Origin of the sequence: Sinorhizobium mexicanum (assembly GCF_013488225.1) — a bacterium.
Lineage (GTDB): Bacteria > Pseudomonadota > Alphaproteobacteria > Rhizobiales > Rhizobiaceae > Sinorhizobium > Sinorhizobium mexicanum.
Map to the genome: position 1 here is coordinate 432,088 of NZ_CP041238.1, position 21,111 is coordinate 453,198.

Here is a 21,111-nt window from a genome sequence, read left to right on the forward strand (position 1 = left end):
CCTCAGTGCGCCTTGCGATAGACCCAGAGCTGAGCGGGCGGAATGTTGCGCACGACGAAGTCGAGATGCTGGATGCTGTAACGATCGGGCATGGCGACGACCGGCGAGAGCGCCCCATAGGAAATCTGCACGACGGGCCGTCCGACCGGGATGCGCGAAAGCAGGTCTTCGATGAGTTCTACCCGGCGGTGCATTGGAAAATTCAACAGCGGCACCGCGGACACGACACTGTCGAACTGCCGGTCCTTCAGCGATCCGAGGGTGTGTTCGAGGTCGAACGCGTCGCCGTTGATGAACTGCACGCCGGCGAACCGGGCCTTCAGTTGGTTGAAGAAATCGGTCGAATATTCGACGGAGACCAGTTTTGCCGGCGCGATGCCGCGCTCCAGGATCGCCTTGGTGATCACGCCGGTCCCGGGGCCGAGTTCGAGCACCGGAAGGCCCGAGTGCGGATTGACCACGCTCGCCATCCGTCGCGCCGTGATCGAGGACGTTGGCAGGATCGCTCCAACGGCACGGGTGTTGTTCATCCAACCCTTGAAGAAGCGGATCTCCTCGTCGAACTTCCGACCGAACCTTTCCTTCACCTTCAAGCGCAAACTCATCGAACCCCCTCGAAAAATCTTTCTCATTTCGGTTGCGCGCGGCCCCGGCCGCGTTCTGATTCGGCCGGACCGCGCAAACACACGGAGCATAATGTGCTCCCATCTGCGGCAAAAACAAGTCTGTCCGCGTCTAAAAGCGACAGCTTATCAACAAGACGCGACCGCAGGTTTCATGAAAAACCCGCCGTCCAGTGGCGGCGGGTCAGCTTGTTCATGCCACTGTCGAAGCGAACCCTTACACGCGCATCGGCATGAGGACATAGAGCGCGTCCTCGGCGGCAAGGTCACGCACCAGCGTCGGCGAGCCGGGATCGGCAAGCATGAAGACCGCATCGTTCCCGGTGAGCTGGGATGTGATATCGAGCAGGTATTTGGCATTGAAGCCGATTTCCAGAGGATCGTTTTCATAGCCGACCGGCAGCTCTTCCGTAGCGCTGCCTGAATCCGGATTGTTGACGGTCAGCGTCATCTGTCCTTCGGTGAGCGCGAGTTTCACCGCGCGGCCGCGCTCGGAGGAAATGGTCGAGACGCGATCGACGGCCTGGGCAAAGGACTGGCAATCGACGCGCAGTTCCTTCTCGTTATTGGCCGGGATCACCCGCTGGTAGTCAGGGAAGGTGCCATCGATCAGTTTCGAGGTCATGATGATCGAGCCGATCGTCAAGCGGATCTTGGCGTCCGAGACCTCGACCGTGACGACGATGTCGGGATTGTCGAGCAGCTTCTGCAACTCGCTGACGGTCTTGCGCGGAATGATGATGCCCGGCATGCCTTCGGAACCCGCCGGAGCCTCGACATCGGCGCGGGCAAGGCGATGGCCGTCGGTCGCAACTGCGCGCAGCTTCAGCTGTCCCTTGTTCTCGACCGTGTGCATGAAAATGCCGTTGAGATAGTAGCGGGTCTCCTCCGTCGAGATCGCGAACTGCGTCCGGTCGATCAGCATCTTGAGGTCCGTCGCCTTCAGCCGGAAGGAATGCGAGAAGCTTCCGGCCGTCAGATCCGGGAAATCCGATTGCGGCAGGCACTGCAGCGAAAACTTCGAGCGGCCGGAGGCAACCGTCATCGCCGTGCCCTCGGCATTGGTCGCAAGCAGCACTTCCGCCCCGTCCGGGAGCTTGCGGACGATATCGTAGAGGAGATGCGCCGGAACGGTGGTGGCGCCCGCCTGTTCCACCTGCGCCGGCGTCGCCTCGGTGATCTCGAGATCGAGGTCGGTTGCCTTCATCTCGAGGCTCGCTCCATCGGAGCGCAGCAGCACGTTCGAGAGGATCGGGATCGTGTTTCGCCGTTCGACCACGCGGTGAACATGGTTCAGCGATTTCAGGAGATTGGACCGCTCGAGAGTAATGCGCATGGGATGCTACCGCTTTCAACCATTGCCCGGCGGGCGAACCCGCCGCGGCGTCAACTGCGAGTGTCCCGGCCGATCGGCCGGAAGGATGTGGACGGGCAAAATGGCAGAAAGAGAGCCGCAAAAGCAAGGGGTTTCGCCGGGAGTTTCCCCAATTGCACAAGGGGACGGCCGCGACCCGTCCTTGCCTCACGCCATCAGCTCGCTCATAAAGGCTGAAGCCGGCATGACGGATATAGGCGGCGGGAAGATAAGCAATTGGAAAAGCACGAAATGGCCGCAGCGGCGGATAGGGAGAAACAGCGCGGCTACCGGCTGCACAATGCGACCATACCGGCCCGCCCGCTGGAGCCGGCGCTCTATCTCGTCGCAACGCCGATCGGCAATCTCGCCGATATCACTCTCAGGGCCCTGGAGACGCTCGCAGGCGCCGACGTTCTCGCCTGCGAGGACACGCGTGTCACCCGCGTGCTGCTCGATCGCTACGGCATCGTCAATCGTCCCTTCGCCTATCACGAACACAATGCCGACGAGGCCGGCCCGCGGCTGCTTTCGGCGCTCGCCGAGGGCAAGTCGGTGGCGCTCGTTTCCGATGCCGGCACGCCGCTTGTCTCCGATCCCGGCTATCGCCTGGCGCAGCACGCGATTGAGGCCGGCCACCGCGTCGTGCCGATCCCCGGTCCTTCCGCGCCGCTTGCGGCCCTTGTCGGCTCGGGGCTTCCGAGCGATGCTTTCCTTTTTGCCGGCTTCCTGCCGGTGAAGGACAAGGCGAAGCGTGATCGCATCAGCGAGCTTGCCGCCGTGCCCGCGACGCTGCTCTTCTTCGAGTCGCCGCACCGGATCGCGGCAACGGTTGCCGCTGCTGCCGACGTGCTCGGCTCGGAAAGAAAAGCGGCCGTCTGCCGCGAGCTGACTAAGACCTTCGAGGAGTTCCGCCGCGGCACCCTCGGCGAACTCCGCGCCTTCTACGCCGATGGCGCGAACGTCAAGGGCGAAATCGTTCTTGTCGTCGGTCCGCCGGATGCGAAGCCGGTTCCAAAGGAGACGGATGTGGACGCTCTCTTGAGCGCGCTTGCGCAGGACATGCCGATGGGCAAGGCGGCGACCGAAGCTGCCCGGCGCACCGGCCTGCCCCGCAAGGCACTCTATGACCGGCTTCTCGCTCGCAAGGAACGCGATGAAGGTTGAGCCGCCGGACCGTCGCAGGCTGAAGGCGTTGAAGCGCGGTCACGTCGCCGAATACCGCGCGGCGCTCTGCCTGATCCTCAAAGGCTATCGCATTGTGGCAATGCGTTACCGCACCAGGCTCGGCGAGATCGACATCATCGCCCGTCGAGGTGATCTCGTCGCCTGCGTCGAGGTGAAGGCTCGCCGCGGCTTTGACGAGGCGGTCTTCGCCGTCTCCGATACGGCGCAACGGCGGATCAGGGCCGCGAGCGATATCTGGCTGGCGCGCCAGGCGGATTTCCACCGTCTCTCCGTTCGCTACGATATTGTTGCCGTTACCCCTTGGCATTGGCCGCGACATCTGCCGGATGCATTTTGACTGCCGCGCATTTTGACCAAACGGGCAAATTTGTAATCGTTCCGACACAAAAGCGTTACCTGCCTGTCATCGAAGCTCACTAGTCCACTGCCATTCCTAACGAAGGTGGAGAGGGCAATCGACCATGATCAGGAACTTCATCACTGCCGGTTTCATGCTGGCGCTTTCGGCATCCTCCTCGCTCGCAGCGACCGAAATCACTTGGTGGCATGCCATGGGCGCCGAGCTCGGGCAGAAGCTCGAGTCGATCGCTACGAAGTTCAATGAAAGCCAGACCGACTATGTTGTGAAGCCGGTCTACAAAGGGACTTATCCCGAGACGCTGACGGCGACGATCGCCGCCTTCCGCGCCGGCCAGCAACCGGCCATCGTGCAGGTCTTCGAAGTCGGCACGGGAACGATGATGGCTGCCAATGGTGCGGTCTATCCGGTCTACAAGCTGATGGCCGATCAGGGCGAGACCTTCGATCCCAAATCCTTCATCGCACCGGTCGTCGGTTATTATACCGATACCGAGGGCAACATCCTTTCGATGCCGTTCAACTCCTCGACGCCGATCCTTTACTACAACAAGGACGTGTTCAAGAAGGCCGGTCTCGACCCCGAAGTCGCCCCGAAGACCTGGGCCGAAGTCGAGGATTTCTCCCGCAAGATCGTCACCTCCGGCGCGGCGAAATGCGGCTTCACCAGCGCCTGGATCACCTGGATCCAGACAGAAAACCTCTCCGCCATCCACGACCAGCCGTTCGGCACGCTGGAAAACGGGTTCGGCGGCACCGGGACGGAATTCACCTTCAACGGCCCGGTCCAGGTCAAGCATTGGGGCAACCTGAAGAAATGGGCGGACGAAGGCCTCTTCCAGTACGGCGGCCCGGGCGGCGGTGATGATGCCGCCACGAAGTTCTACGCGCAGGAATGCGCCATGACGATGAATTCCTCGGCCGGCCGCGCCGGCGTCATCAAGAACGCCAAGGACTTCACGCCCGGTTTCGCGCCGCTTCCCTACTACGACGACGTGACGAAGGAGCCGAAGAATTCAATCATCGGCGGCGCGACGCTCTGGGTTCTGAACGGTCAGAGCGACGACGTCTACAAGGGGGTCGCGAAGTTCTTCACCTATCTGTCGCAGCCGGAGCTCCAGGCCGATTGGCATCAGTTCACGGGCTATCTGCCGATCACCAATGCAGCTTACGAGCTCGGCGAGAAGCAGGGCTACTACGAGAAGAACCCGGGGTCGGACATCGCGATCCAGCAGATCACCCGCGGCACGCCGTCGGTAAACTCGAAGGGCGTACGCTTCGGTAACCTCACGCAGGCACGCGCCATCCTCGACGAGGAGTTCCAGGCGCTGCTCGCCGGCACCAAGACCGCCCAGCAGGCGCTCGATTCCGCCGTCCAGCGCGGCAACGAACTTCTGCGCGAGTTCGAAGCGGCCAACTAAGGTTGCGCTTGCCAAGGGAAAGCCGACGATACCGCCGGCTTTTCGCCTTTTGGCGGGACGAAGCGAAAGACTACGATGGACACGAAACGCACGATCTTTCCAAACCCGGTGCTGCCCTATCTGCTTCTGGCGCCTCAGCTCGTCATTACGCTCTTGTTCTTCATCTGGCCTGCGGGGCAGGCGGTGAAATCCTCGTTCGAGCGGGAGGATCCCTTCGGGTTATCGGCGAGCTTCGTCGGCTTTCAGCATTATGTGCGGCTTCTCAACGATCCACTCTATCTCGACTCGCTCGCGCGGACGGCCGTCTTCGCCGTCGCCGTGACCGCGCTTTCGATGGCCTTCGGTCTCGCCCTCGCGGTGGCAGTCAATCGCCTGGTGAGAAGTGGACGCGTCTATACGACGCTTCTCGTCTGGCCCTATGCGGTGGCGCCGGTGATTGCCGGCCTGCTATGGTGGTTCCTGTTCAATTCGACGACCGGCGTGCTTGCCTATTTCCTCGGCCAGCTCGGCATCCGGTGGGATCACAATCTGAACGGCACGCATGCGATGATCCTGATCATCATCGCCGCCGCCTGGAAGCAGGTTTCCTACAATTTCCTCTTCTTCCTCGCCGGTCTTCAATCCGTGCCGCATTCGCTGATCGAGGCTGCCGCGATCGATGGCTCCGGCCCGGTCAAGCGGTTCTTCACCATCGTCCTGCCGCTCCTGTCGCCGACCACCTTTTTTCTCTTCATCGTCAACGTCAACTACACGATGTTCGATACGTTCGGCATCGTCGACGCCACGACGGCGGGCGGCCCGGCCCAGGCGACCAATATCCTCGTCTACAAGGTCTATAACGACGGATATCTCGGCCTCAATCTCGGCTCGTCCTCGGCGCAGTCGGTGCTTCTGATGTTGATCGTCGTGGTGCTCACCGTCATCCAGTTCCGCTATGTCGAGCGGCGCGTGCAATATTGAGGCGATGGCGATGGTCGAAAACCGCCCGTTTCTCACCTTCCTGACGCATCTGGTCCTGATCGCCGGCGTCGTGATCGTTGCCTTTCCTGTCTATGTCGCCTTCATCGCGTCCACCCGCACACGCGAGGTGCTGGTAGGCGGCATGATTCCGCTCCTGCCGGGTGGCCACCTGATCGAAAACTACACGGAAGTGCTGAGCGCAAGCTCGGCCGCCAACGGCCTGCCGTCCTACACGCTGATGGCGCTGAATTCGCTTTGCATGGCGCTGATCATCACCTGTGGCAAGATCGCGATTTCAATCCTCTCGGCCTTTGCCATCGTCTATTTCCGCTTCCGTTTCCGGCTGCTCGCCTTCTGGATCATCTTCATCACGTTGATGCTTCCAGTCGAGGTACGCATCATCCCGACCTACAAGGTGGTTGCAGACCTCGGCATGCTGAATTCCTATCCCGGCCTCACGGTGCCGCTGATCGCTTCGGCGACCGCCACCTTCCTGTTCCGGCAATTCTTCATGACGGTGCCGGACGAACTCATGGAGGCCGCGCGCGTCGATGGGTCGGGCCCGCTCAAGTTCTTCCGCGATATCCTGCTGCCCCTGAGCCGGACCAATATCGCCGCCCTCTGCGTCATCCTCTTCATCTACGGCTGGATCCAGTATCTCTGGCCGCTGCTGGTCACCACCGATCCCGGCTACTACACGCTGATGATGGGGCTGAAGCGCATGGTCGCCGTCCAGGACGGCGAGGTCCAGTGGCACCTGGTCATGGCCGGCGCCATCCTTGCGATGCTGCCGCCCGTTCTCGTCGTCATCCTCATGCAGCGCCTCTTCATCCGGGGCCTCACCGAAACGGAGAAGTGACATGGCCGCTATCGAAATCAGCGACGTCCGCAAGATCTATGCTGGCGGCGTCGAGGCGGTGAAATCCGTCTCGATCAATATCGCCGACGGCGAGTTCATCGTGCTGGTCGGCCCGTCTGGCTGCGGCAAGTCCACGCTGTTGCGCATGGTCGCGGGACTGGAGACGATCAGCGCCGGCACCGTGTCGATCGGCGGCCGCGTCGTGAATGCAATAGAGCCGGCCGAGCGCGATATCGCCATGGTCTTCCAGAACTACGCGCTCTATCCGCACATGACGGTCTACGAAAACCTCGCCTATGGCCTGAAGAACCGCAAGACGCCGAAGGCCGAGATCGAGGCGCGTGTCGCCGAGGCGGCGCGCATGCTTGAGATCGAGCCTTATCTCGACCGCAAGCCGCGGGCGCTTTCCGGCGGTCAACGCCAGCGCGTCGCCATGGGACGGGCGATCGTCCGCAAGCCCGCCGCCTTCCTCTTTGACGAACCGCTGTCGAACCTCGATGCAAAGCTCCGGGTGTCCATGCGCGGCGAGATCAAGCGGCTGCAGAAGCGCCTCGGGACCACCTCGCTCTATGTTACGCACGACCAGCTCGAGGCGATGACGCTTGCCGATCGCCTCGTCGTCTTGAACGGTGGCCGGATCGAACAGATCGGCCGCCCGCTCGATGTCTATCACACACCGGCCTCGACCTTCGTCGCGAGCTTCATCGGCTCGCCGGCGATGAACCTCGTCAAGGGCGTTCTCGACGGCGGCCGGCTCCAGATCGGCGCGCAGTCGATCGACCTCGGTGATCGGGCGCCGTCGAGCGGATCGGTAACCGTTGGCTTGCGCGCGGAGGACCTGCGTCTCGCAAGCGTCGGCGAGCAGGCTCTTCTCTTCCGGGTCGACTACGTCGAGGAACTGGGAGCGCAACGCCTCGTTCACGGCGCAATCGACGATCATATTGTCACCGTCGCGCTTGCGCCGGAGACACCACTTTCGGCCAGTCTCGCCATTACCATCGCGCCCGAGCGCTTGCATTTCTTCGCGCCGGACGACGGCAGGAGGCTCGGCGAACCGAAATCGGCAACGGGCAACGCGTCGACCACGGCGCGAACCATAAGCCTGGAACCAGTACTGTGATTGAATCGACCGCGGCAAGGCTTGCCGTACCTTCGCAGGAGGCGCGGACGGGTTTTGCCCGGACCGAGCGCACAGTTGCCGCCCACGACGCCATCATGGGTAGGCTCGAGACAATGAATACGATCGAGATCGGCGGCGCGCCGCCCGTGCGAGGGCCGCTTGCCTTTCCGCTCTGCGTCGCGGCATGGAATCTTGAACGCTGTCTGTTCGCCAGGGAGAGCGCCGCCCGTCTTCGCGCCACCGGCGCCTCGCTTGTTCTGCTTTCGGAGATGGACAACGGCATGGCGCGCACCGGCCAGCGGCATCCGACCGCTGAGATCGCCGCCGCGCTCTCCATGCAATATGCTTACGGGGTCGAATTCATCGAACTCGGACTGGGCTCCGACGAGGAGCGCGAATTCTGCAAGGACGACTTCAACGAGAAGGGCTTCCACGGCAATGCGTTGTTGTCGGCGACGTTGCTTGCCCGCCCGTTCATGCTACGGCTCTGGGGCGAGAGGCCGTGGTTCACGAACGGCGGCGACCAGCCGCGTATTGGCGAGCGCCTTGCCATCGGTGCCATGATCGAGACCCCAGCGGGCCCTTTCGTCGCGGTTTCGACCCATCTCGAAAGCGCCGCTAAGCCCGCCTACCGCGAGCGGCAGGCCAAGGAACTGATCGAGGCGCTGGATGTGGCATTTCCGGGGCTCCCGATCCTGATCGGCGGCGATCTCAATACCGGCAATCACGCCGGCGGCGACTTCGAGGCCGAGGGGCTGTTTGCGATGAGCGCCGCGCGCGGCTTTACGCGGCACGGCGGTCCGATCGGTGGCATGACGACGCGCCCGAGCCTCATCACCCGCCGGCCGAAGCGGGCCATGAAATACGACTGGTTTCTCTCGCGCGGCTTGAGGATCGGTGAGAGCCGGATCATTCATTCCCTCGATCCTTCGGGCCGGCCGCTGTCCGACCACGACCTCATCACCTGTGTCGTTGAGGGCTTCGAATAGCGTCCAGAACGCGTGTGACGATGACGCATCGAGGTGGAGCGTGTCTCGCGCTTTCTTGGAGGCCCCGCCACGCATTTGTTCTATTATTGTTCTTGTTTTTGAGCGCAGTCCGTGCAAGATTTGATGCTGCAACCGGCGGCGGTTGTGGCGGCGCAAATGCGGCCGCCGTGACTAGGGGGCGTTATGGTCGCGCGTGTCAGCACGGTTGCATTCCAGGGGATTGAAGGTGTTCCGGTCGATGTGCAGGTGATGGTTGCACCCGGCAAGGTCGGCATGCAGATCGTCGGCCTGCCGGACAAGGCGGTCGCTGAAAGCCGCGAGCGCGTCCAGGCGGCGCTGCACGCCTCGGGACTGGCGCTGCCGGCCAAGCGGGTCACAGTCAATCTGGCGCCGGCCGACCTGCCAAAGGAAGGTAGCCATTTCGACCTCGCCATCGCCCTCGGGCTGATGGCGGCGCTCGGTGCCGTTCCGGCGGATGCGCTCACCGGCTACGTCGTCATCGGTGAACTCAATCTGGACGGCACCATTGCCGCCGTCGCTGGCGCGTTGCCTGCTGCCATCGGCGCCAACGCGCTCGGCAAGGGCCTGATCTGCCCGGCGGAAAGCGGCCCAGAAGCCGCCTGGGCCGGATCGGAAATCGACATCCTCGCGCCGCGCAGTCTGATCGCCATCGCCAACCATTTTCGCGGCACGCAGGTGCTCTCCCGCCCCGAGCCCGCCATACGGGCTGCCGCTGCCAACCTGCCCGATCTCGCCGACATCAAGGGCCAGGAGAGTGCCAAGCGGGCGCTGGAGGTGGCCGCTGCTGGCAACCATAATCTATTGATGGTCGGTCCTCCCGGCTCCGGCAAGTCGATGCTTGCCGCACGCCTGCCGTCGATCCTGCCACCGCTTTCGCCGGCGGAATTGCTCGAAGTCTCGATGGTCCATTCGATCGCGGGTCAGTTGCCGGGCGGCAAGCTTTCCGACCGGAGGCCGTTTCGCGCGCCGCACCATTCGGCCACCATGGCCGCCCTGATCGGGGGCGGGCTCAGGGCGAAGCCCGGTGAGGCATCGCTCGCCCACCACGGCGTGCTCTTTCTCGACGAGTTTCCGGAGTTTTCGCCGCAGGTCCTCGACGCGCTGCGCCAACCGCTCGAAACCGCCGAATGCATCATCGCGCGTGCCAATCACCGTGTCAGCTATCCGGCGGCGATCCAGCTCGTCGCGGCGATGAACCCCTGCCGTTGCGGCATGGCGGGTGAGCCCGGGCGCACATGCGCCCGCGGTCCGCGCTGCATGACCGATTATCAGGCGCGGATTTCCGGACCGCTGATGGACCGCATCGATATCCGCATCGACGTCCCGGCCGTCAGTGCTGCGGACCTCCTCCGCCCGATGGCGGCCGAACCGAGTGCAGCCGTCGCCAAGCGCGTCGCCCGCGCCCGCGCGCTGCAGGCGGACCGCTTCGCCGCGCTCGGCCATCCGGAGCTCACGAACAATGCCCGCGCATCTACGACGATGATCGAGAAGATCGCCGAGCCAGACGCCACCGGCCTGCAGCTCCTACGCGACGCTGCGGAGAAGATGAAGTTCTCGGCGCGCGGCTACCACCGGGTGCTGAAGGTGGCCCGCACGCTTGCCGACCTCGACGAGGCGCCGACCGTTGGCCGCATCCATCTTGCCGAAGCGATTTCCTACCGTGTTGCCGGTGAGCGATTGCCGGTGGCGGCGTAGCGTCATCAAGTGCGAAACAAAACGGAGCGCGCCGGGGCAAACCGAAGCGCAGGCCTGATCGCGTAGCCGGGACCGCTTACCGCACACCCAAGCGTCGATTCGTTCGACGACTCGCCCTATACCGGTCACAAGCTCTCCTGGATCAGCGTTTTCGCCGCCCTGATTCGCGCCTCGTCACGTTTGTAGAAGACCCATTGCTTGATCCGCTTCGCGCGCACAAGCCCGGCCTGAGACAGAACACGCATGTGCTCGCTCAGCGTCGCCGGGGAAATGGCGAGCTTGTCCGCTATCAACACGGCGCAGACGCCGTCCTCGATGAGATCTCCGTCCACCTGCGGCGGGAAATGGGCCAGCGGCTCTTTGAGCCAGGCGAGAATCTGAAGCCGCCGTTCGTTGGCGAGCGCTTTCATGATATCAATCTCTTGCATTTCGTTAGTTTGCTAAGTTACGAATTAAAGTCAATGGTGAAGCGGGATTGGATAAAGTTTGCGCGATGCTCCGCCCGCATGGTCGGTTTGACACAGAAATATCGCGTTGGGAGCTTTCCATGATGATTGATACCTCCGTTTCACAGACACGCATCCGGGAGGCGGAAGCTCTGATCCGTCCCTACATTCGGCGCACGCCCATTCTCCGCGTCGACATGGCGGATTTCGGCCGAGCGCCCCTGTCTGTCGGACTCAAGCTCGAATGTTTACAGCATTCCGGATCGTTCAAGGCGCGGGGCGCCTTCACCAATCTGGTCGGACGAGCCGTGCCGCCGGCCGGTGTTGTCGCCGCGTCGGGTGGCAATCATGGTGCCGCGGTCGCCTATGCGGCAAGCCGCTTGGGCGTTCCCGCGACAATTTTCGTGCCAGATGTGACGTCACCCGCCAAAGCGGCCCGGATCCGAAGCTATGGTGCAAAGCTGGTTGTCGGGGGCGAGCGCTATGCGGATGCCCTTTCGGCAAGCGAAATGTTCGTGAAAGAGGCAGGCGTGCGTGCTATCCACGCCTACGACCAGACTGAGACTTTGATCGGCCAGGGAACCATCGGCCTGGAGATAGAACAGGACCTGCCGGACATTGACACTTTGCTGGTTGCCGTCGGCGGAGGCGGATTGATTGGCGGCATAGCAGCCTGGTTTGCCGGACGGACGCGAGTCATCGCGGTGGAGCCCGAAGGCTCGCCGACGCTGCACATGGCGCTCGACGCCGGCCGGCCGGTTGATGCTCCCGCCGAGGGAATTGCCGCCGATTCCCTAGCGCCGAAGCGGGTCGGCGCACTGATGTTCCCCATCGCCCAAGCTTACGTCGAGCGCTCGATCCTTGTCGGTGACGACGAAATCAAACAGGCGCAGGCAGCACTGTGGGACACGATACGGATCGTCGCGGAACCGGGCGGTGCAGCGGCCTTTGCCGCCCTATTGAGCGGAAAATATACGCCGGAGCCAGGCGAGAAAGTCTGCGTCCTTATATGCGGCGCAAATACAACAGCGGTCCATTTCGACTGATATTTGCAGGGATTCAAAGGGCCACGGACCATTGCCGTCCAAAAGAGGGGGCAAGAAGCGGCCCTTTGAATCCAGCGTGAGATTACGCCCCCAGGCCCTCGAACAGTGCTGTCGATAGATAGCGCTCCGCAAACGAGGGAATGATCACGACAATGTTCTTGCCTGCGTTCTCTTCGCGCTGACCCACCTCGATTGCGGCCTGGAGCGCAGCGCCTGCTGAAATGCCGACCGGCACGCCCTCGAGTCTCGCGACGAGGCGGGCGGCTTCCACCGCTTCGCCCGCATTCACGGTGATCACCTCGTCGTAGATGCTCGTATCGAGGATCGCCGGCGCGAAGCCGGCGCCGATCCCCTGGATCTTGTGCGGACCGGGTTCGCCGCCGGAAAGTACGGGAGACTCTTCAGGCTCCACCGCAATGACCTTGACCGAAGGCTTGCGCGCCTTCAGGACCTGGCCGGCGCCGGTGATCGTGCCGCCTGTGCCTATGCCCGAGACCAGAATATCGACGCCGCCTTCGGTGTCGTTCCAGATTTCCTCGGCCGTCGTCTTGCGGTGGATTTCCGGATTGGCCGGATTTTCGAACTGCTGCGGAATGATGGCGTCGGGAAGCGTCTCGGTGAGCTCCTGCGCCTTGGCGATCGCGCCCTTCATGCCCTTGGCGCCTTCCGTCAGAACGAGCTCCGCGCCAAGCAGGTAAAGCATCTTGCGCCTTTCGACCGACATTGTCTCCGGCATGGTGAGGATCAGTTTATAGCCTTTGGCGGCTGCAACGAAGGCGAGCGCGATGCCCGTATTGCCCGATGTCGGCTCGATGAGGGTCGTGCGGCCGGGCCCGATCTTGCCCTGAGCCTCGAGCGACTCGATCATGGAGACGCCGATGCGGTCCTTCACCGAGGCGATCGGATTGAAGAATTCAAGCTTGGCGAGGAGATTCGCCTTTACGCCCTTCTCTTTTGCGAGCTTGTCCAGCCGCACGATGGGAGTGTCGCCGATCGTCTCGGTGATCGAGGAAAAGACGCGGCCGCGGCCGGGCTTGCGCGTTTCGGACATGTGTTTCTCCCTTAATTGAAATCGTTGCGGCGAGAATACGGGGAATAACAAGCCCGTTCCAGGGTGAGACGGGCCTCGGAGCGTGCCAGCCGGAGGAAAAAAGCGTCTACACGACAGCCCGCGGCGAAATCTTTTTTCAGCTCGCGCGAGTGGCGATGTAGGCCGCCGTTCCGGCAAGAATGCCGGCGGCTGCGCGGTTCAATGCCTTGAGCGCCTTCGGCTGCTTCAGGAGCGAACGGGCGCGGGCCGCGAGCAGCATGTAAGGCACCAGCACCGTAAGAAGGACGAGGAAGGTTGCCGCCAATAGCAGGCTGTAATCCTCGGGGCCGATCGCTGCGAGATCGATGAGCGTCGGCACGAGCGCAACATAGAACAGCATCGTCTTGGGGTTGCCGAGCGTCACCATGAGCCCCGACAGGAAAGACATCGCCGCGCTCGCCGATTTTTTCGCCTGTATGTCCTGCGACAACAGGCCGGCGGTCCAAAGCTTCCAGGCGATGTAACCGAGATAGAGCGCACCGGCGATCTTCACGATCAGAAAGGCCGCGGTGAAGGTCTGGGCGACGAAGGCGAGTCCGAGCACCACGGCCGTCAGATAGGTCATGTCGCCAAGAATCAGTCCGAGGCCCATGAAAAAGGTTTCACGAAAGCCGGAGCCGAGTGCCCGCGCAACCAGCGCCGTTATCCCGGGGCCGGGAATGGCTGCGGCGATGAAGAGGGCGCCGCTATAGGCGAGAAGGGCCGCGAGTGTCACGATGTGTTTCCTCCTGGACGATGATCTGTTTAGCGCAAAGCGTGGCGAAGGAGAACCTGCGTTGACCCTATCGCGACGCTTCTCGTGAGAAAATTGATCGGGTGACAAGAACGCCGTTGCTCGGCTCCGAAGAGCCGTTCACCTTCCGGAAAAATTGCGGAGGGTCATGCTTCATGCCCGAAATCCAGAACCTTGTCGGCTTTGCCCTGATTGCGCTCGGCATGGTGCTGACGCCCGGCCCGAACATGATCTACCTGATCTCGCGTTCCATCTGCCAGGGACCGGCGGCGGGCCTCATCTCACTCGGAGGCGTGGCGTTCGGTTTCGTCTTCTACATGGTCTTTGCCGCGCTTGGCATCACCGCATTGCTGCTGGCGGTTCCTTTCGCCTACGACGCCTTGCGTTTTGCCGGAGCGGTTTACCTGCTTTATCTCGCCTGGCAGGCAGTCCGGCCCGGCGGCCGCTCGCCCTTCCAGGTGCGCGACCTGCCGAAGGACGGGCCGCGCAAGCTCTTTCTGATGGGGCTTGTCACCAACCTGCTCAACCCGAAGGTGGCAGTCCTCTACCTTTCGCTGCTGCCGCAATTTATCCGCCCCGAACAGGGCGACATCCTTCTCCAGTCGCTCGTCTTTGGCGGCCTGCAGATCATGATCAGCGTCACCGTTAACGCCTTGATCGCGGTGACGGCGGGCTCGATCGCCGCCTTCCTTGCCGGCCGCCCGCTCTTCATGCTGGTGCAGCGGTGGTTGATGAGCACCGTGCTTGCGAGCCTTGCCGTCAGCATGGCGGCGGAGGCGCGCAGATAAAGCGGGACGTGCGGGGCCAACAACCTGCTTCCGGGTGGCTGGTGCGCGATCCTTCCACGGCGCCGCGCGTCTTTCAGAGGCACAAAATCGCTGTAGCGCTTTGAATCGCTGCGTGTTTTTATCCTTCAATCGGGGTACGATTTGAGAAAGCGTGCGTGGCGGAGATGATGACGACACCCGGCAAACCAAGACCGCTCAGCTTGACCCCGGCCCACGTCGCAAAGGTTGACCGGGCGATTGCCGACGGCGGCCCGGGGCCGGGCGCTGTACTCCACAGCGATGCGGACTACGACGAATGGGTGGCGCGGATGATAAGGAGCCATCCGGCTCCGGGGTCGCCAACGATGCTCTTCGCCTATGGATCGTTGATCTGGAGGCCGGAGATCGAACATGTCGGCGAAACGGTCGGTGTTGCCCGGGGCTGGCATCGCTCCTTCTGTTTCCGCATGATCCGCTTCCGGGGAACGCCCGAACAGCCGGGCCTCATGATGGCGCTCGATCGCGGGGGACAATGCCGAGGCGTGCTCTACGAATTGCCGGACGATGACCTCGAGGGGCAATTCGGAAAACTCTTCCGGCGCGAATTCACCTATAAGCCGCCCAACAGCATGCCGCGCTGGATCAAGGTCGAGACGGCCTCCGGGCCGGTGCCGGCCCTGGCCTTCGTCATGAACCGCGCTTCGCCGCTCTATGCCGGACGTCTCTCTCTCGAAGCCGTTGCCGAGGTCTTGGCTTGCGCCTGCGGTCATGTCGGCTCGGGGGCGGAGTATCTGCTCAACACCGTGGCGCATCTCGAGGCCAGGGGCATCCGGGACCGCAATCTATGGCGCCTGCAAGCGCTCGTCGCAGAGTGCATCGAGCGCAACAATGGAACGGCGCATGCGAACGAGACCGCCGAGCGCCTGATGATCAGGCGCCCGGTCTGATTGCGCGCTTGAAAAGCGGGACCGACCGAAGGCTCCAGCCGAGATTCATGCCGGCCGCGGCCAAGAGGATCGCCACCGAGCCGGCGATCTGTACCGCCTGCAATTCGTGACCGAAAGCCACCCGATCGACGAGGATCGCGGCGATCGGATAGATGAAGGAGAGCGCGCCGGTCATATGGGTCGGCAGCCGCTGGATCGCTCCGTAGAGCAGGATATACATGATGCCGGTATGGACGACGCCGACAGCGACGAGCAAGGTCCATTGCCACGCGCCCTCCGGCAGCGGCGCGGAGAGAGTGAAGGGCGCCAGCATGATCGCCCCGGTGAAGACCTGGATGAGCGCGATCAGATGCGGCGGCGTGCCGGTGAGAAGCTTGGTGACGAGCGCGGCGACGGCGTAGAAGAAGGCCGCGCCGATCGCAAGCGCGATGCCGGACAGATAATGGTCGGGATCGAAGCCGCCGCCGGGTTTGGCGGAGACGATCGCCATCATTCCCGCGAATGAGACCGAAAGCCAGAAAAGCTTGGTAACGGTGATCCGTTCGCCCAGAAACAGGGCGCCGAGACCGAGCAGCATGAAGGGCTGCGTGTTGTAGACCATCGTGGCGATCGAGATCGATGCGCGCGAGTAGGCGGCAAAAAGCAGGAGCCAGTTGACGACGATGGCCACGCCGCCAAGCGTGGAAAGGAAGACGACGCGCGGCTTTAGCTGGCGGAAGTCGATGAGCCCGAGCATTGCCGCGAGCGCGATCAGCGTCAGCGCACCGAAGACGCAGCGCCAGAATACCACACCTGTGACCGGCTGGCCGGACATCAGCACGAACCAGCCGATGGTCCCCGAAATCAGCATTGCCGTCGTCATCTCAACACTTCCGCGCTTCAGTTCGCTATCCATCGCTGGTCTCCTTTTCCGATTGCATAACAATAATCGGCCGTTGGGCGATTTTACATGGATTCAGGAAGGCAGGTGGATTATGATGCCTAATTATGAGAGGCGAAGTGGCTGGTTTATCTTATCGCGGGTGACTTGATGCTGGATGATGTCGATTGCCGCATTCTCGAGATTCTCGCGGCCAACGCCCGCGTGTCGCTGAAGGAGCTTGCGCAGGAGGCAGGCCTTTCCTCGCCGAGCGCGGCCGAAAGGCTGCGCAAGCTTGAGGAACGCGGCGTCATCAACGGCTTCACCGTCTCCATCGATCCGGCGCGACTCGGCTATCCGTTGCAGGCGGTCGTGCGCGTCAAGCCGATGCCCGGCATGCTGCACATCGTCGAAAAGCTCATTCACGAAACGCCGGAGATTGTCGAATGTGACAAGATCACCGGCGACGACTGCTTCATCGCCAAGATGCTGGTGCGGGATATGGAGGAATTGGACACGATCCTCGACCGGATCGCCGAACGGGCACAGACCAACACTTCGATCGTCAAGTCGACGCCGGTCAAGCGTCGGCTGCCGCCGCTTTAGATTCTCGTTTTATGCTGCGGTTAGCCCAAAACCTCTTCACGCTTTTGGACCACATTCATTACTTGGATCCGGTAGAACCGAAGCCGCCGGCGCCGCGTGCAGTCGTGCTCGCCCCGTCGGCCTCGCGGATCGCCACCTGCGTCACGGGTGCGATCACCATTTGGGCGATGCGCATGCCGCGCTCGATGACGAAATCGTCCTCGCCGAGATTGATGAGCAGCACCTTAACCTCGCCGCGATAGTCGCTGTCGATCGTTCCCGGCGTGTTAAGGCAGGTGATGCCGTGCTTGAAGGCAAGGCCCGAGCGCGGCCTGACCTGGCCTTCGTAGCCGAGAGGAATCTCGAAGATGAAACCGGTCGGCACCAAGGCGCGTCCCCCCGGCTTGATCGCCATCGGCCCGCCAGCGGGAACGGCTGCGCGCAAGTCCATGCCTGCGGCCCCGGCCGTCTCATATGCGGGCAGGTCGAGATCCTGCCCATGCGGGAGGCGGACGAGCGAGAGGGCAGGGCGGTTTTCAAGCGGATGCATGGTCATTCCGTCATAAGCGCCAGCGGTCTTGTCGCAGTCAATTGCATATTGGTCTGCGAGCCTGTAAAGACCGCGCAACTCACAGGATACTCAGACTATGGCCGAAAGCATTGCCGAGGCGGTTTCCCGCCGCCGCACATTTGCGATCATTTCGCACCCGGACGCCGGTAAAACGACGCTCACCGAAAAGCTCCTCCTCTTCGGCGGTGCGATCCAGCTCGCCGGTGAGGTCAAGGCCAAGAAGGACCGCATCCAGACCCGCTCGGACTGGATGAAGATCGAGCGCGAGCGCGGCATTTCGGTCGTCACCTCGGTGATGACCTTCGAATATAGCGACACCGTCTTCAACCTGCTCGACACGCCCGGCCACGAGGACTTCGCCGACGATACCTATCGCACGCTGACGGCGGTGGACGCGGCCGTCATGGTGATCGACGCCGCCAAGGGCATCGAGCCGCGCACGCTGAAGCTCTTTGAAGTTTGCCGCCTGCGCGACATTCCGATCATCACCTTCGTCAACAAGATGGACCGCGAGAGCCGCGATCCCTTCGAGATCCTCGATGAGGTCGAACACAAGCTGGCGCTCGACTGCGCGCCGGTCACCTGGCCGATCGGCCGCTCGAAGACCTTCTGCGGCACCTATCACCTCGCCACCAACGAGGTGCGCGGCGCCGACACGCAGGAACGCCTGACCAAGGTCAACGATCCGGAAATGGCTTCGCACCGCCTGCCGGAAAACGAGCGTGACGCCTTCATCGAGGAAACGACGCTGGCGATCGAGGCCTGCAAGCCGTTCGATCACAAGGCCTTCCTTGAAGGCCATCTGACGCCGGTCTTCTTCGGCTCGGCGCTCAGGAATTTTGGCGTGCGTGACCTCATCAATGCGTTGAGCGAGTTCGCGCCGGCGCCGCGCGCGCAGGTCGCCGATATTCGCACCGTCGAGGCGACGGACGAGAAGATGACGGCATTCGTCTTCAAGATTCAGGCGAATATGGATCCGAACCATCGTGACCGCATCGCCTTCGTCCGTGTCTGCTCCGGCAAGCTCGAGCGCGGCATGAAGGCGCGGCTCTCGCGCACCGGCAAGCAGATGGGCCTGTCGGCACCGCAGTTCTTCTTCGCCTCGCAGCGCCAGCTCGCCGACACCGCCTTTGCCGGCGACGTCGTCGGCATCCCCAATCATGGCACGCTCCGCATCGGCGATACGCTCACCGAAGGTGAGCCGCTCGTCTTCCAGGGCGTTCCGAACTTCGCCCCGGAAATTCTCCGCCGCGTCCGGCTTGAGGACGCGATGAAGGCAAAGAAGCTCAAGGAAGCGCTGCAGCAGATGGCGGAAGAGGGCGTCGTGCAGCTCTTTTCGCCGGAGGACGGCTCGCCGGCAATCGTCGGCGTCGTCGGCGCGCTGCAACTCGACGTTCTGAAGGAGCGGCTGCAGGCGGAATATGGCCTGCCAGTCTCCTTCGAGATGTCGCGCTTCTCTGTCTGCCGCTGGATTTCCGCCGATCATCCGGGTGAGCTCGACAAGTTCATCACGGCCCGCCGCGGCGACATCGCGCGCGATCTCGACGGCGATCCGGTGTTCATGGCGCAGGACAGCTTCTCGTTGCGCTACGAGGCGGAACGCTATCCGGCGATCAGGATGGTGGCGATCAAGGAATATCACGTCGCCAAGGCGGCGTGACGAATTTGCCCCTCACCCTAGCCCTCTCCCCGCTTGCGGGGAGAGGGGACAGGCGGGTGGGCGCGGCGTGCGTCCTTCTCCCTGTCGTAACGGGGAGAAGGTGCCGGCAGGCGGATGAGGGCTATTGCACGACAGCCGGTAAGAGGCGTCCGCGAGATCAAAAATCGAAGCGTGGGAACGAGCCGTTCAGGATCGCGCTCCTGGGATCGACGGACCAGATCGCGCGGATAGCCGTTTCGAGTTGTTCAACCAGCCGCCTTACACCGACCTCGCCGCCTGGATGCAGCGCTTCGGCGACGATCAGCACGGCCGTCGTCTCACTGCCGACCGCCGAATAGCCGCTTTGCCGGTTGGTCCAGCGCCGCGCATGCGCTCGCCCTTCTTCGTCCGCGAAGATCACTTCATGCTGCTCGGGATGTTCGGTTTCGCCGGAAAACGTCGTGTAGATCTCGCTGCCGGAGGCGTAACGAACCTGGAGATGATCGGCCACTTTGGAGAGATCGAAAACGGCGATCGGAATGGCGAAGGCAAGCGATGCGGCATTGCAAAGGTCGATCACCGGATGGATCCGTGGCAGAGATCCATCGTTGCGGAACCGCCGGAGCAGCGCTTCGGAGGCCGAACGGTATTGCGTCGGCTTCAATCCCAGGCGCGAGAAGGCGCGTCGCCAGGCCTGGATTTCCGGAAATTCGGCCTCCGAGCTTGCCGCGAGCCGTGCCTTCGCCGCGGCCTCGAAAGCAGCGACATGCGCATCGACAGACACGTCTCGGTGAATGCCTTCGGCGTGAAGAATACCCGCGGAAAGTGCGGGAAAATCCCTCCAGATGTCGCTTGCATGGCGGAAATGCATTGTTACTGCCTCTCTGGTGTGAACAGCGATTGCCGTGGCAATTGCGCTCGGGAATACAGGATGCCTCATCCGGCCTCCGAACGCCTTCGCTGAGCGCTCGGCAACCGTAAACCCAGGCTGAGGAGGGCGGCGAGCACGCAAGCAATGCCGATCAGCTGATTGGCGGAAATCGGCTCTCCAAGCATGGCAAAGGCAAGGAGAACGGCTGAGACAGGGGCGATCGCCGTGAACACCGAGGCCTCCGTGCCGCTCACTCTTGCCAGTCCTGCGTACCAGAGCAGGAAGCCACCGACTGTCGGGACAAGAGCGTAGTAGGCGACCGCGATGATCGATTGCGTGGTTACCGCAGCTGCCTGCGGAAATTCGAGGAGGGCAATCGGTGCCGAGACAGCGACGCCCAGGCCGGCCATCAGCGTCGACAGGGCGAGGGGCGAAGTAGCGGTTGTCAGGCGCTTGTTGATGAGGATGAAGAGACCTTCGCAGATGACGGCGCCGAAGACCAGGGTGTTGCCGAGGAGCGAATGCGCGCCGCCGGCGCTTGCCCGGAAGACGATCGAAAGGACGCCCCCAGCGGCGAGGGTGATCGCCAGCAGGATGGAACGATCCGGCCGTTCGCCGAGAACGACGATGGCAATCGCCGCCGAAACGATGGGGAGGGTGCCGATGATGACCCCTGCGTCGGCGGCTGACGTCAGCCGCAGACCGGAAATCAGGAGCGTCGTATATCCGACGCTGCCGGCGCCCGCCTGGATGAACAGGATGAGCCAGTCGCGTCGTTGCAGCTTCGGCCATGCCGTCCGGGTCGCGCGCATCAGCACGAGGAAGAGCGGAAAGGCAAGCGCGAAGCGCAAGGCCGTGGCAGTGAACGGCGGCAGTCCGGACGCGATGACCTTGCTCGCGATAACCGTGCTGCCGACCAGTGCCATCGCGAGCGACAGATAGATATAACCCTGAAATTGCCTCGACATGA

The 21,111-nt window shown here is 62.7% G+C and carries 22 protein-coding genes; 13 read left to right on the top strand and 9 right to left on the bottom strand.

Annotation, left to right across the window (positions count from 1 at the left end):
• Positions 1-2: 2 nt before the first annotated feature.
• Together pmtA and dnaN are read right to left on the bottom strand one after the other, a co-directional pair.
• On the bottom strand, positions 3-605 hold the full coding sequence (gene pmtA / locus FKV68_RS02015; protein ID WP_180939890.1) for a phospholipid N-methyltransferase PmtA: 603 nt from the start codon (positions 603-605) through the stop codon (positions 3-5).
• A 235-nt stretch (positions 606-840) separates the two neighbouring features.
• Complete coding sequence (gene dnaN, locus FKV68_RS02020; protein WP_180939891.1) at positions 841-1,959, bottom strand: DNA polymerase III subunit beta; 1,119 nt, start codon at positions 1,957-1,959, stop codon at positions 841-843.
• 270 nt (positions 1,960-2,229) lie between these two features.
• On the opposite strand from dnaN, the gene rsmI reads away from it, so the two are divergent.
• From rsmI to FKV68_RS02060, 8 genes are all read left to right on the top strand, one after another.
• Positions 2,230-3,144, top strand: coding sequence for a 16S rRNA (cytidine(1402)-2'-O)-methyltransferase (gene rsmI, locus FKV68_RS02025; protein ID WP_180941379.1), 915 nt, complete (start codon positions 2,230-2,232; stop codon positions 3,142-3,144).
• Positions 3,134-3,502 (top strand): YraN family protein, encoded by a 369-nt coding sequence (locus FKV68_RS02030; RefSeq protein ID WP_180939892.1) that lies wholly within the window; start codon positions 3,134-3,136, stop codon positions 3,500-3,502. Before rsmI ends, FKV68_RS02030 begins: the two co-directional genes overlap by 11 nt.
• A gap of 124 nt (positions 3,503-3,626) precedes the next feature.
• Entirely contained in the window at positions 3,627-4,943 is a 1,317-nt protein-coding gene (ugpB, locus tag FKV68_RS02035) for a sn-glycerol-3-phosphate ABC transporter substrate-binding protein UgpB (protein WP_180939893.1), read from the top strand.
• Positions 4,944-5,018: 75 nt separating this feature from the next.
• Positions 5,019-5,903 (top strand): sn-glycerol-3-phosphate ABC transporter permease UgpA, encoded by an 885-nt coding sequence (ugpA, locus tag FKV68_RS02040; protein ID WP_180939894.1) that lies wholly within the window; start codon positions 5,019-5,021, stop codon positions 5,901-5,903.
• 10 nt (positions 5,904-5,913) lie between these two features.
• Entirely contained in the window at positions 5,914-6,762 is an 849-nt protein-coding gene (gene ugpE / locus FKV68_RS02045; protein ID WP_180939895.1) for a sn-glycerol-3-phosphate ABC transporter permease UgpE, read from the top strand.
• 1 nt (position 6,763) lies between these two features.
• Entirely contained in the window at positions 6,764-7,882 is a 1,119-nt protein-coding gene (locus FKV68_RS02050; protein ID WP_180939896.1) for a sn-glycerol-3-phosphate import ATP-binding protein UgpC, read from the top strand.
• Positions 7,879-8,871 (top strand): endonuclease/exonuclease/phosphatase family protein, encoded by a 993-nt coding sequence (locus FKV68_RS02055; protein ID WP_180939897.1) that lies wholly within the window; start codon positions 7,879-7,881, stop codon positions 8,869-8,871. Before FKV68_RS02050 ends, FKV68_RS02055 begins: the two co-directional genes overlap by 4 nt.
• 183 nt (positions 8,872-9,054) lie before the next feature.
• Positions 9,055-10,587 (top strand): YifB family Mg chelatase-like AAA ATPase, encoded by a 1,533-nt coding sequence (locus FKV68_RS02060; RefSeq protein WP_180939898.1) that lies wholly within the window; start codon positions 9,055-9,057, stop codon positions 10,585-10,587.
• A gap of 125 nt (positions 10,588-10,712) precedes the next feature.
• Here FKV68_RS02060 and FKV68_RS02065 read toward each other — a convergent pair whose 3' ends face one another.
• The gene (locus FKV68_RS02065) at positions 10,713-11,015 is read right to left on the bottom strand and encodes an ArsR/SmtB family transcription factor (protein WP_180939899.1); all 303 of its coding nucleotides are present in this window, start codon (positions 11,013-11,015) and stop codon (positions 10,713-10,715) included.
• Positions 11,016-11,134: 119 nt separating this feature from the next.
• On the opposite strand from FKV68_RS02065, the gene FKV68_RS02070 reads away from it, so the two are divergent.
• A complete protein-coding gene (locus FKV68_RS02070) occupies positions 11,135-12,079 on the top strand; it encodes a threonine/serine dehydratase (protein WP_180939900.1) in 945 nt (314 codons plus the stop codon).
• 82 nt (positions 12,080-12,161) lie between these two features.
• Here FKV68_RS02070 and cysK read toward each other — a convergent pair whose 3' ends face one another.
• Positions 12,162-13,130: a cysteine synthase A gene (gene cysK, locus FKV68_RS02075; RefSeq protein ID WP_180939901.1), complete on the bottom strand. Its 969-nt coding sequence runs from the start codon at positions 13,128-13,130 to the stop codon at positions 12,162-12,164.
• A gap of 136 nt (positions 13,131-13,266) precedes the next feature.
• The gene (locus tag FKV68_RS02080; protein ID WP_180939902.1) at positions 13,267-13,884 is read right to left on the bottom strand and encodes a LysE family translocator; all 618 of its coding nucleotides are present in this window, start codon (positions 13,882-13,884) and stop codon (positions 13,267-13,269) included.
• A 173-nt stretch (positions 13,885-14,057) separates the two neighbouring features.
• Here FKV68_RS02080 and FKV68_RS02085 point away from each other — a divergent pair, with 173 nt between their 5' ends.
• Positions 14,058-14,690, top strand: a complete 633-nt coding sequence (locus tag FKV68_RS02085) for a LysE family translocator (protein WP_180939903.1) — start codon at positions 14,058-14,060, stop codon at positions 14,688-14,690.
• 164 nt (positions 14,691-14,854) lie between these two features.
• The gene (locus FKV68_RS02090) at positions 14,855-15,616 is read left to right on the top strand and encodes a gamma-glutamylcyclotransferase (RefSeq protein WP_180941380.1); all 762 of its coding nucleotides are present in this window, start codon (positions 14,855-14,857) and stop codon (positions 15,614-15,616) included.
• On the opposite strand, the gene FKV68_RS02095 is transcribed toward FKV68_RS02090, so the two are convergent.
• Entirely contained in the window at positions 15,600-16,511 is a 912-nt protein-coding gene (locus FKV68_RS02095; RefSeq protein WP_180939904.1) for a DMT family transporter, read from the bottom strand. The two genes, FKV68_RS02090 and FKV68_RS02095, sit on opposite strands and share 17 nt — an antisense overlap.
• Before the next feature lie 135 nt (positions 16,512-16,646).
• Between FKV68_RS02095 and FKV68_RS02100 the strand changes: the two genes are divergently transcribed.
• Positions 16,647-17,081, top strand: a complete 435-nt coding sequence (locus tag FKV68_RS02100) for an Lrp/AsnC family transcriptional regulator (RefSeq protein WP_180939905.1) — start codon at positions 16,647-16,649, stop codon at positions 17,079-17,081.
• 58 nt (positions 17,082-17,139) lie between these two features.
• On the opposite strand, the gene dut is transcribed toward FKV68_RS02100, so the two are convergent.
• Positions 17,140-17,610 carry a dUTP diphosphatase gene (gene dut, locus FKV68_RS02105; RefSeq protein ID WP_180939906.1) on the bottom strand — a complete coding sequence of 157 codons (471 nt, stop codon included), beginning with the start codon at positions 17,608-17,610 and terminating at the stop codon, positions 17,140-17,142.
• A 97-nt stretch (positions 17,611-17,707) separates the two neighbouring features.
• Between dut and FKV68_RS02110 the strand changes: the two genes are divergently transcribed.
• Entirely contained in the window at positions 17,708-19,291 is a 1,584-nt protein-coding gene (locus FKV68_RS02110) for a peptide chain release factor 3 (protein ID WP_180939907.1), read from the top strand.
• A gap of 157 nt (positions 19,292-19,448) precedes the next feature.
• On the opposite strand, the gene FKV68_RS02115 is transcribed toward FKV68_RS02110, so the two are convergent.
• Positions 19,449-20,141, bottom strand: coding sequence for a B3/B4 domain-containing protein (locus tag FKV68_RS02115; RefSeq protein WP_180941381.1), 693 nt, complete (start codon positions 20,139-20,141; stop codon positions 19,449-19,451).
• A 65-nt stretch (positions 20,142-20,206) separates the two neighbouring features.
• On the bottom strand, positions 20,207-21,109 hold the full coding sequence (locus FKV68_RS02120; protein WP_180939908.1) for a DMT family transporter: 903 nt from the start codon (positions 21,107-21,109) through the stop codon (positions 20,207-20,209).
• Between the last annotated feature and the right edge of the window lie 2 nt (positions 21,110-21,111).

Coding starts and splice junctions, on each gene's coding strand:
- pmtA (WP_180939890.1), bottom strand. CDS start 605: ATGAGTTTGCGCTTGAAGGTGAAGGAAAGGTTCGGTCGGAAGTTCGAC.
- dnaN (WP_180939891.1), bottom strand. CDS start 1,959: ATGCGCATTACTCTCGAGCGGTCCAATCTCCTGAAATCGCTGAACCAT.
- rsmI (WP_180941379.1), top strand. CDS start 2,230: ATGGCCGCAGCGGCGGATAGGGAGAAACAGCGCGGCTACCGGCTGCAC.
- FKV68_RS02030 (WP_180939892.1), top strand. CDS start 3,134: ATGAAGGTTGAGCCGCCGGACCGTCGCAGGCTGAAGGCGTTGAAGCGC.
- ugpB (WP_180939893.1), top strand. CDS start 3,627: ATGATCAGGAACTTCATCACTGCCGGTTTCATGCTGGCGCTTTCGGCA.
- ugpA (WP_180939894.1), top strand. CDS start 5,019: ATGGACACGAAACGCACGATCTTTCCAAACCCGGTGCTGCCCTATCTG.
- ugpE (WP_180939895.1), top strand. CDS start 5,914: ATGGTCGAAAACCGCCCGTTTCTCACCTTCCTGACGCATCTGGTCCTG.
- FKV68_RS02050 (WP_180939896.1), top strand. CDS start 6,764: ATGGCCGCTATCGAAATCAGCGACGTCCGCAAGATCTATGCTGGCGGC.
- FKV68_RS02060 (WP_180939898.1), top strand. CDS start 9,055: ATGGTCGCGCGTGTCAGCACGGTTGCATTCCAGGGGATTGAAGGTGTT.
- FKV68_RS02065 (WP_180939899.1), bottom strand. CDS start 11,015: ATGCAAGAGATTGATATCATGAAAGCGCTCGCCAACGAACGGCGGCTT.
- FKV68_RS02070 (WP_180939900.1), top strand. CDS start 11,135: ATGATGATTGATACCTCCGTTTCACAGACACGCATCCGGGAGGCGGAA.
- cysK (WP_180939901.1), bottom strand. CDS start 13,130: ATGTCCGAAACGCGCAAGCCCGGCCGCGGCCGCGTCTTTTCCTCGATC.
- FKV68_RS02085 (WP_180939903.1), top strand. CDS start 14,058: ATGCCCGAAATCCAGAACCTTGTCGGCTTTGCCCTGATTGCGCTCGGC.
- FKV68_RS02090 (WP_180941380.1), top strand. CDS start 14,855: ATGATGACGACACCCGGCAAACCAAGACCGCTCAGCTTGACCCCGGCC.
- FKV68_RS02095 (WP_180939904.1), bottom strand. CDS start 16,511: ATGGATAGCGAACTGAAGCGCGGAAGTGTTGAGATGACGACGGCAATG.
- FKV68_RS02100 (WP_180939905.1), top strand. CDS start 16,647: ATGCTGGATGATGTCGATTGCCGCATTCTCGAGATTCTCGCGGCCAAC.
- dut (WP_180939906.1), bottom strand. CDS start 17,610: ATGCATCCGCTTGAAAACCGCCCTGCCCTCTCGCTCGTCCGCCTCCCG.
- FKV68_RS02110 (WP_180939907.1), top strand. CDS start 17,708: ATGGCCGAAAGCATTGCCGAGGCGGTTTCCCGCCGCCGCACATTTGCG.
- FKV68_RS02115 (WP_180941381.1), bottom strand. CDS start 20,141: ATGCATTTCCGCCATGCAAGCGACATCTGGAGGGATTTTCCCGCACTT.
- FKV68_RS02120 (WP_180939908.1), bottom strand. CDS start 21,109: ATGTCGAGGCAATTTCAGGGTTATATCTATCTGTCGCTCGCGATGGCA.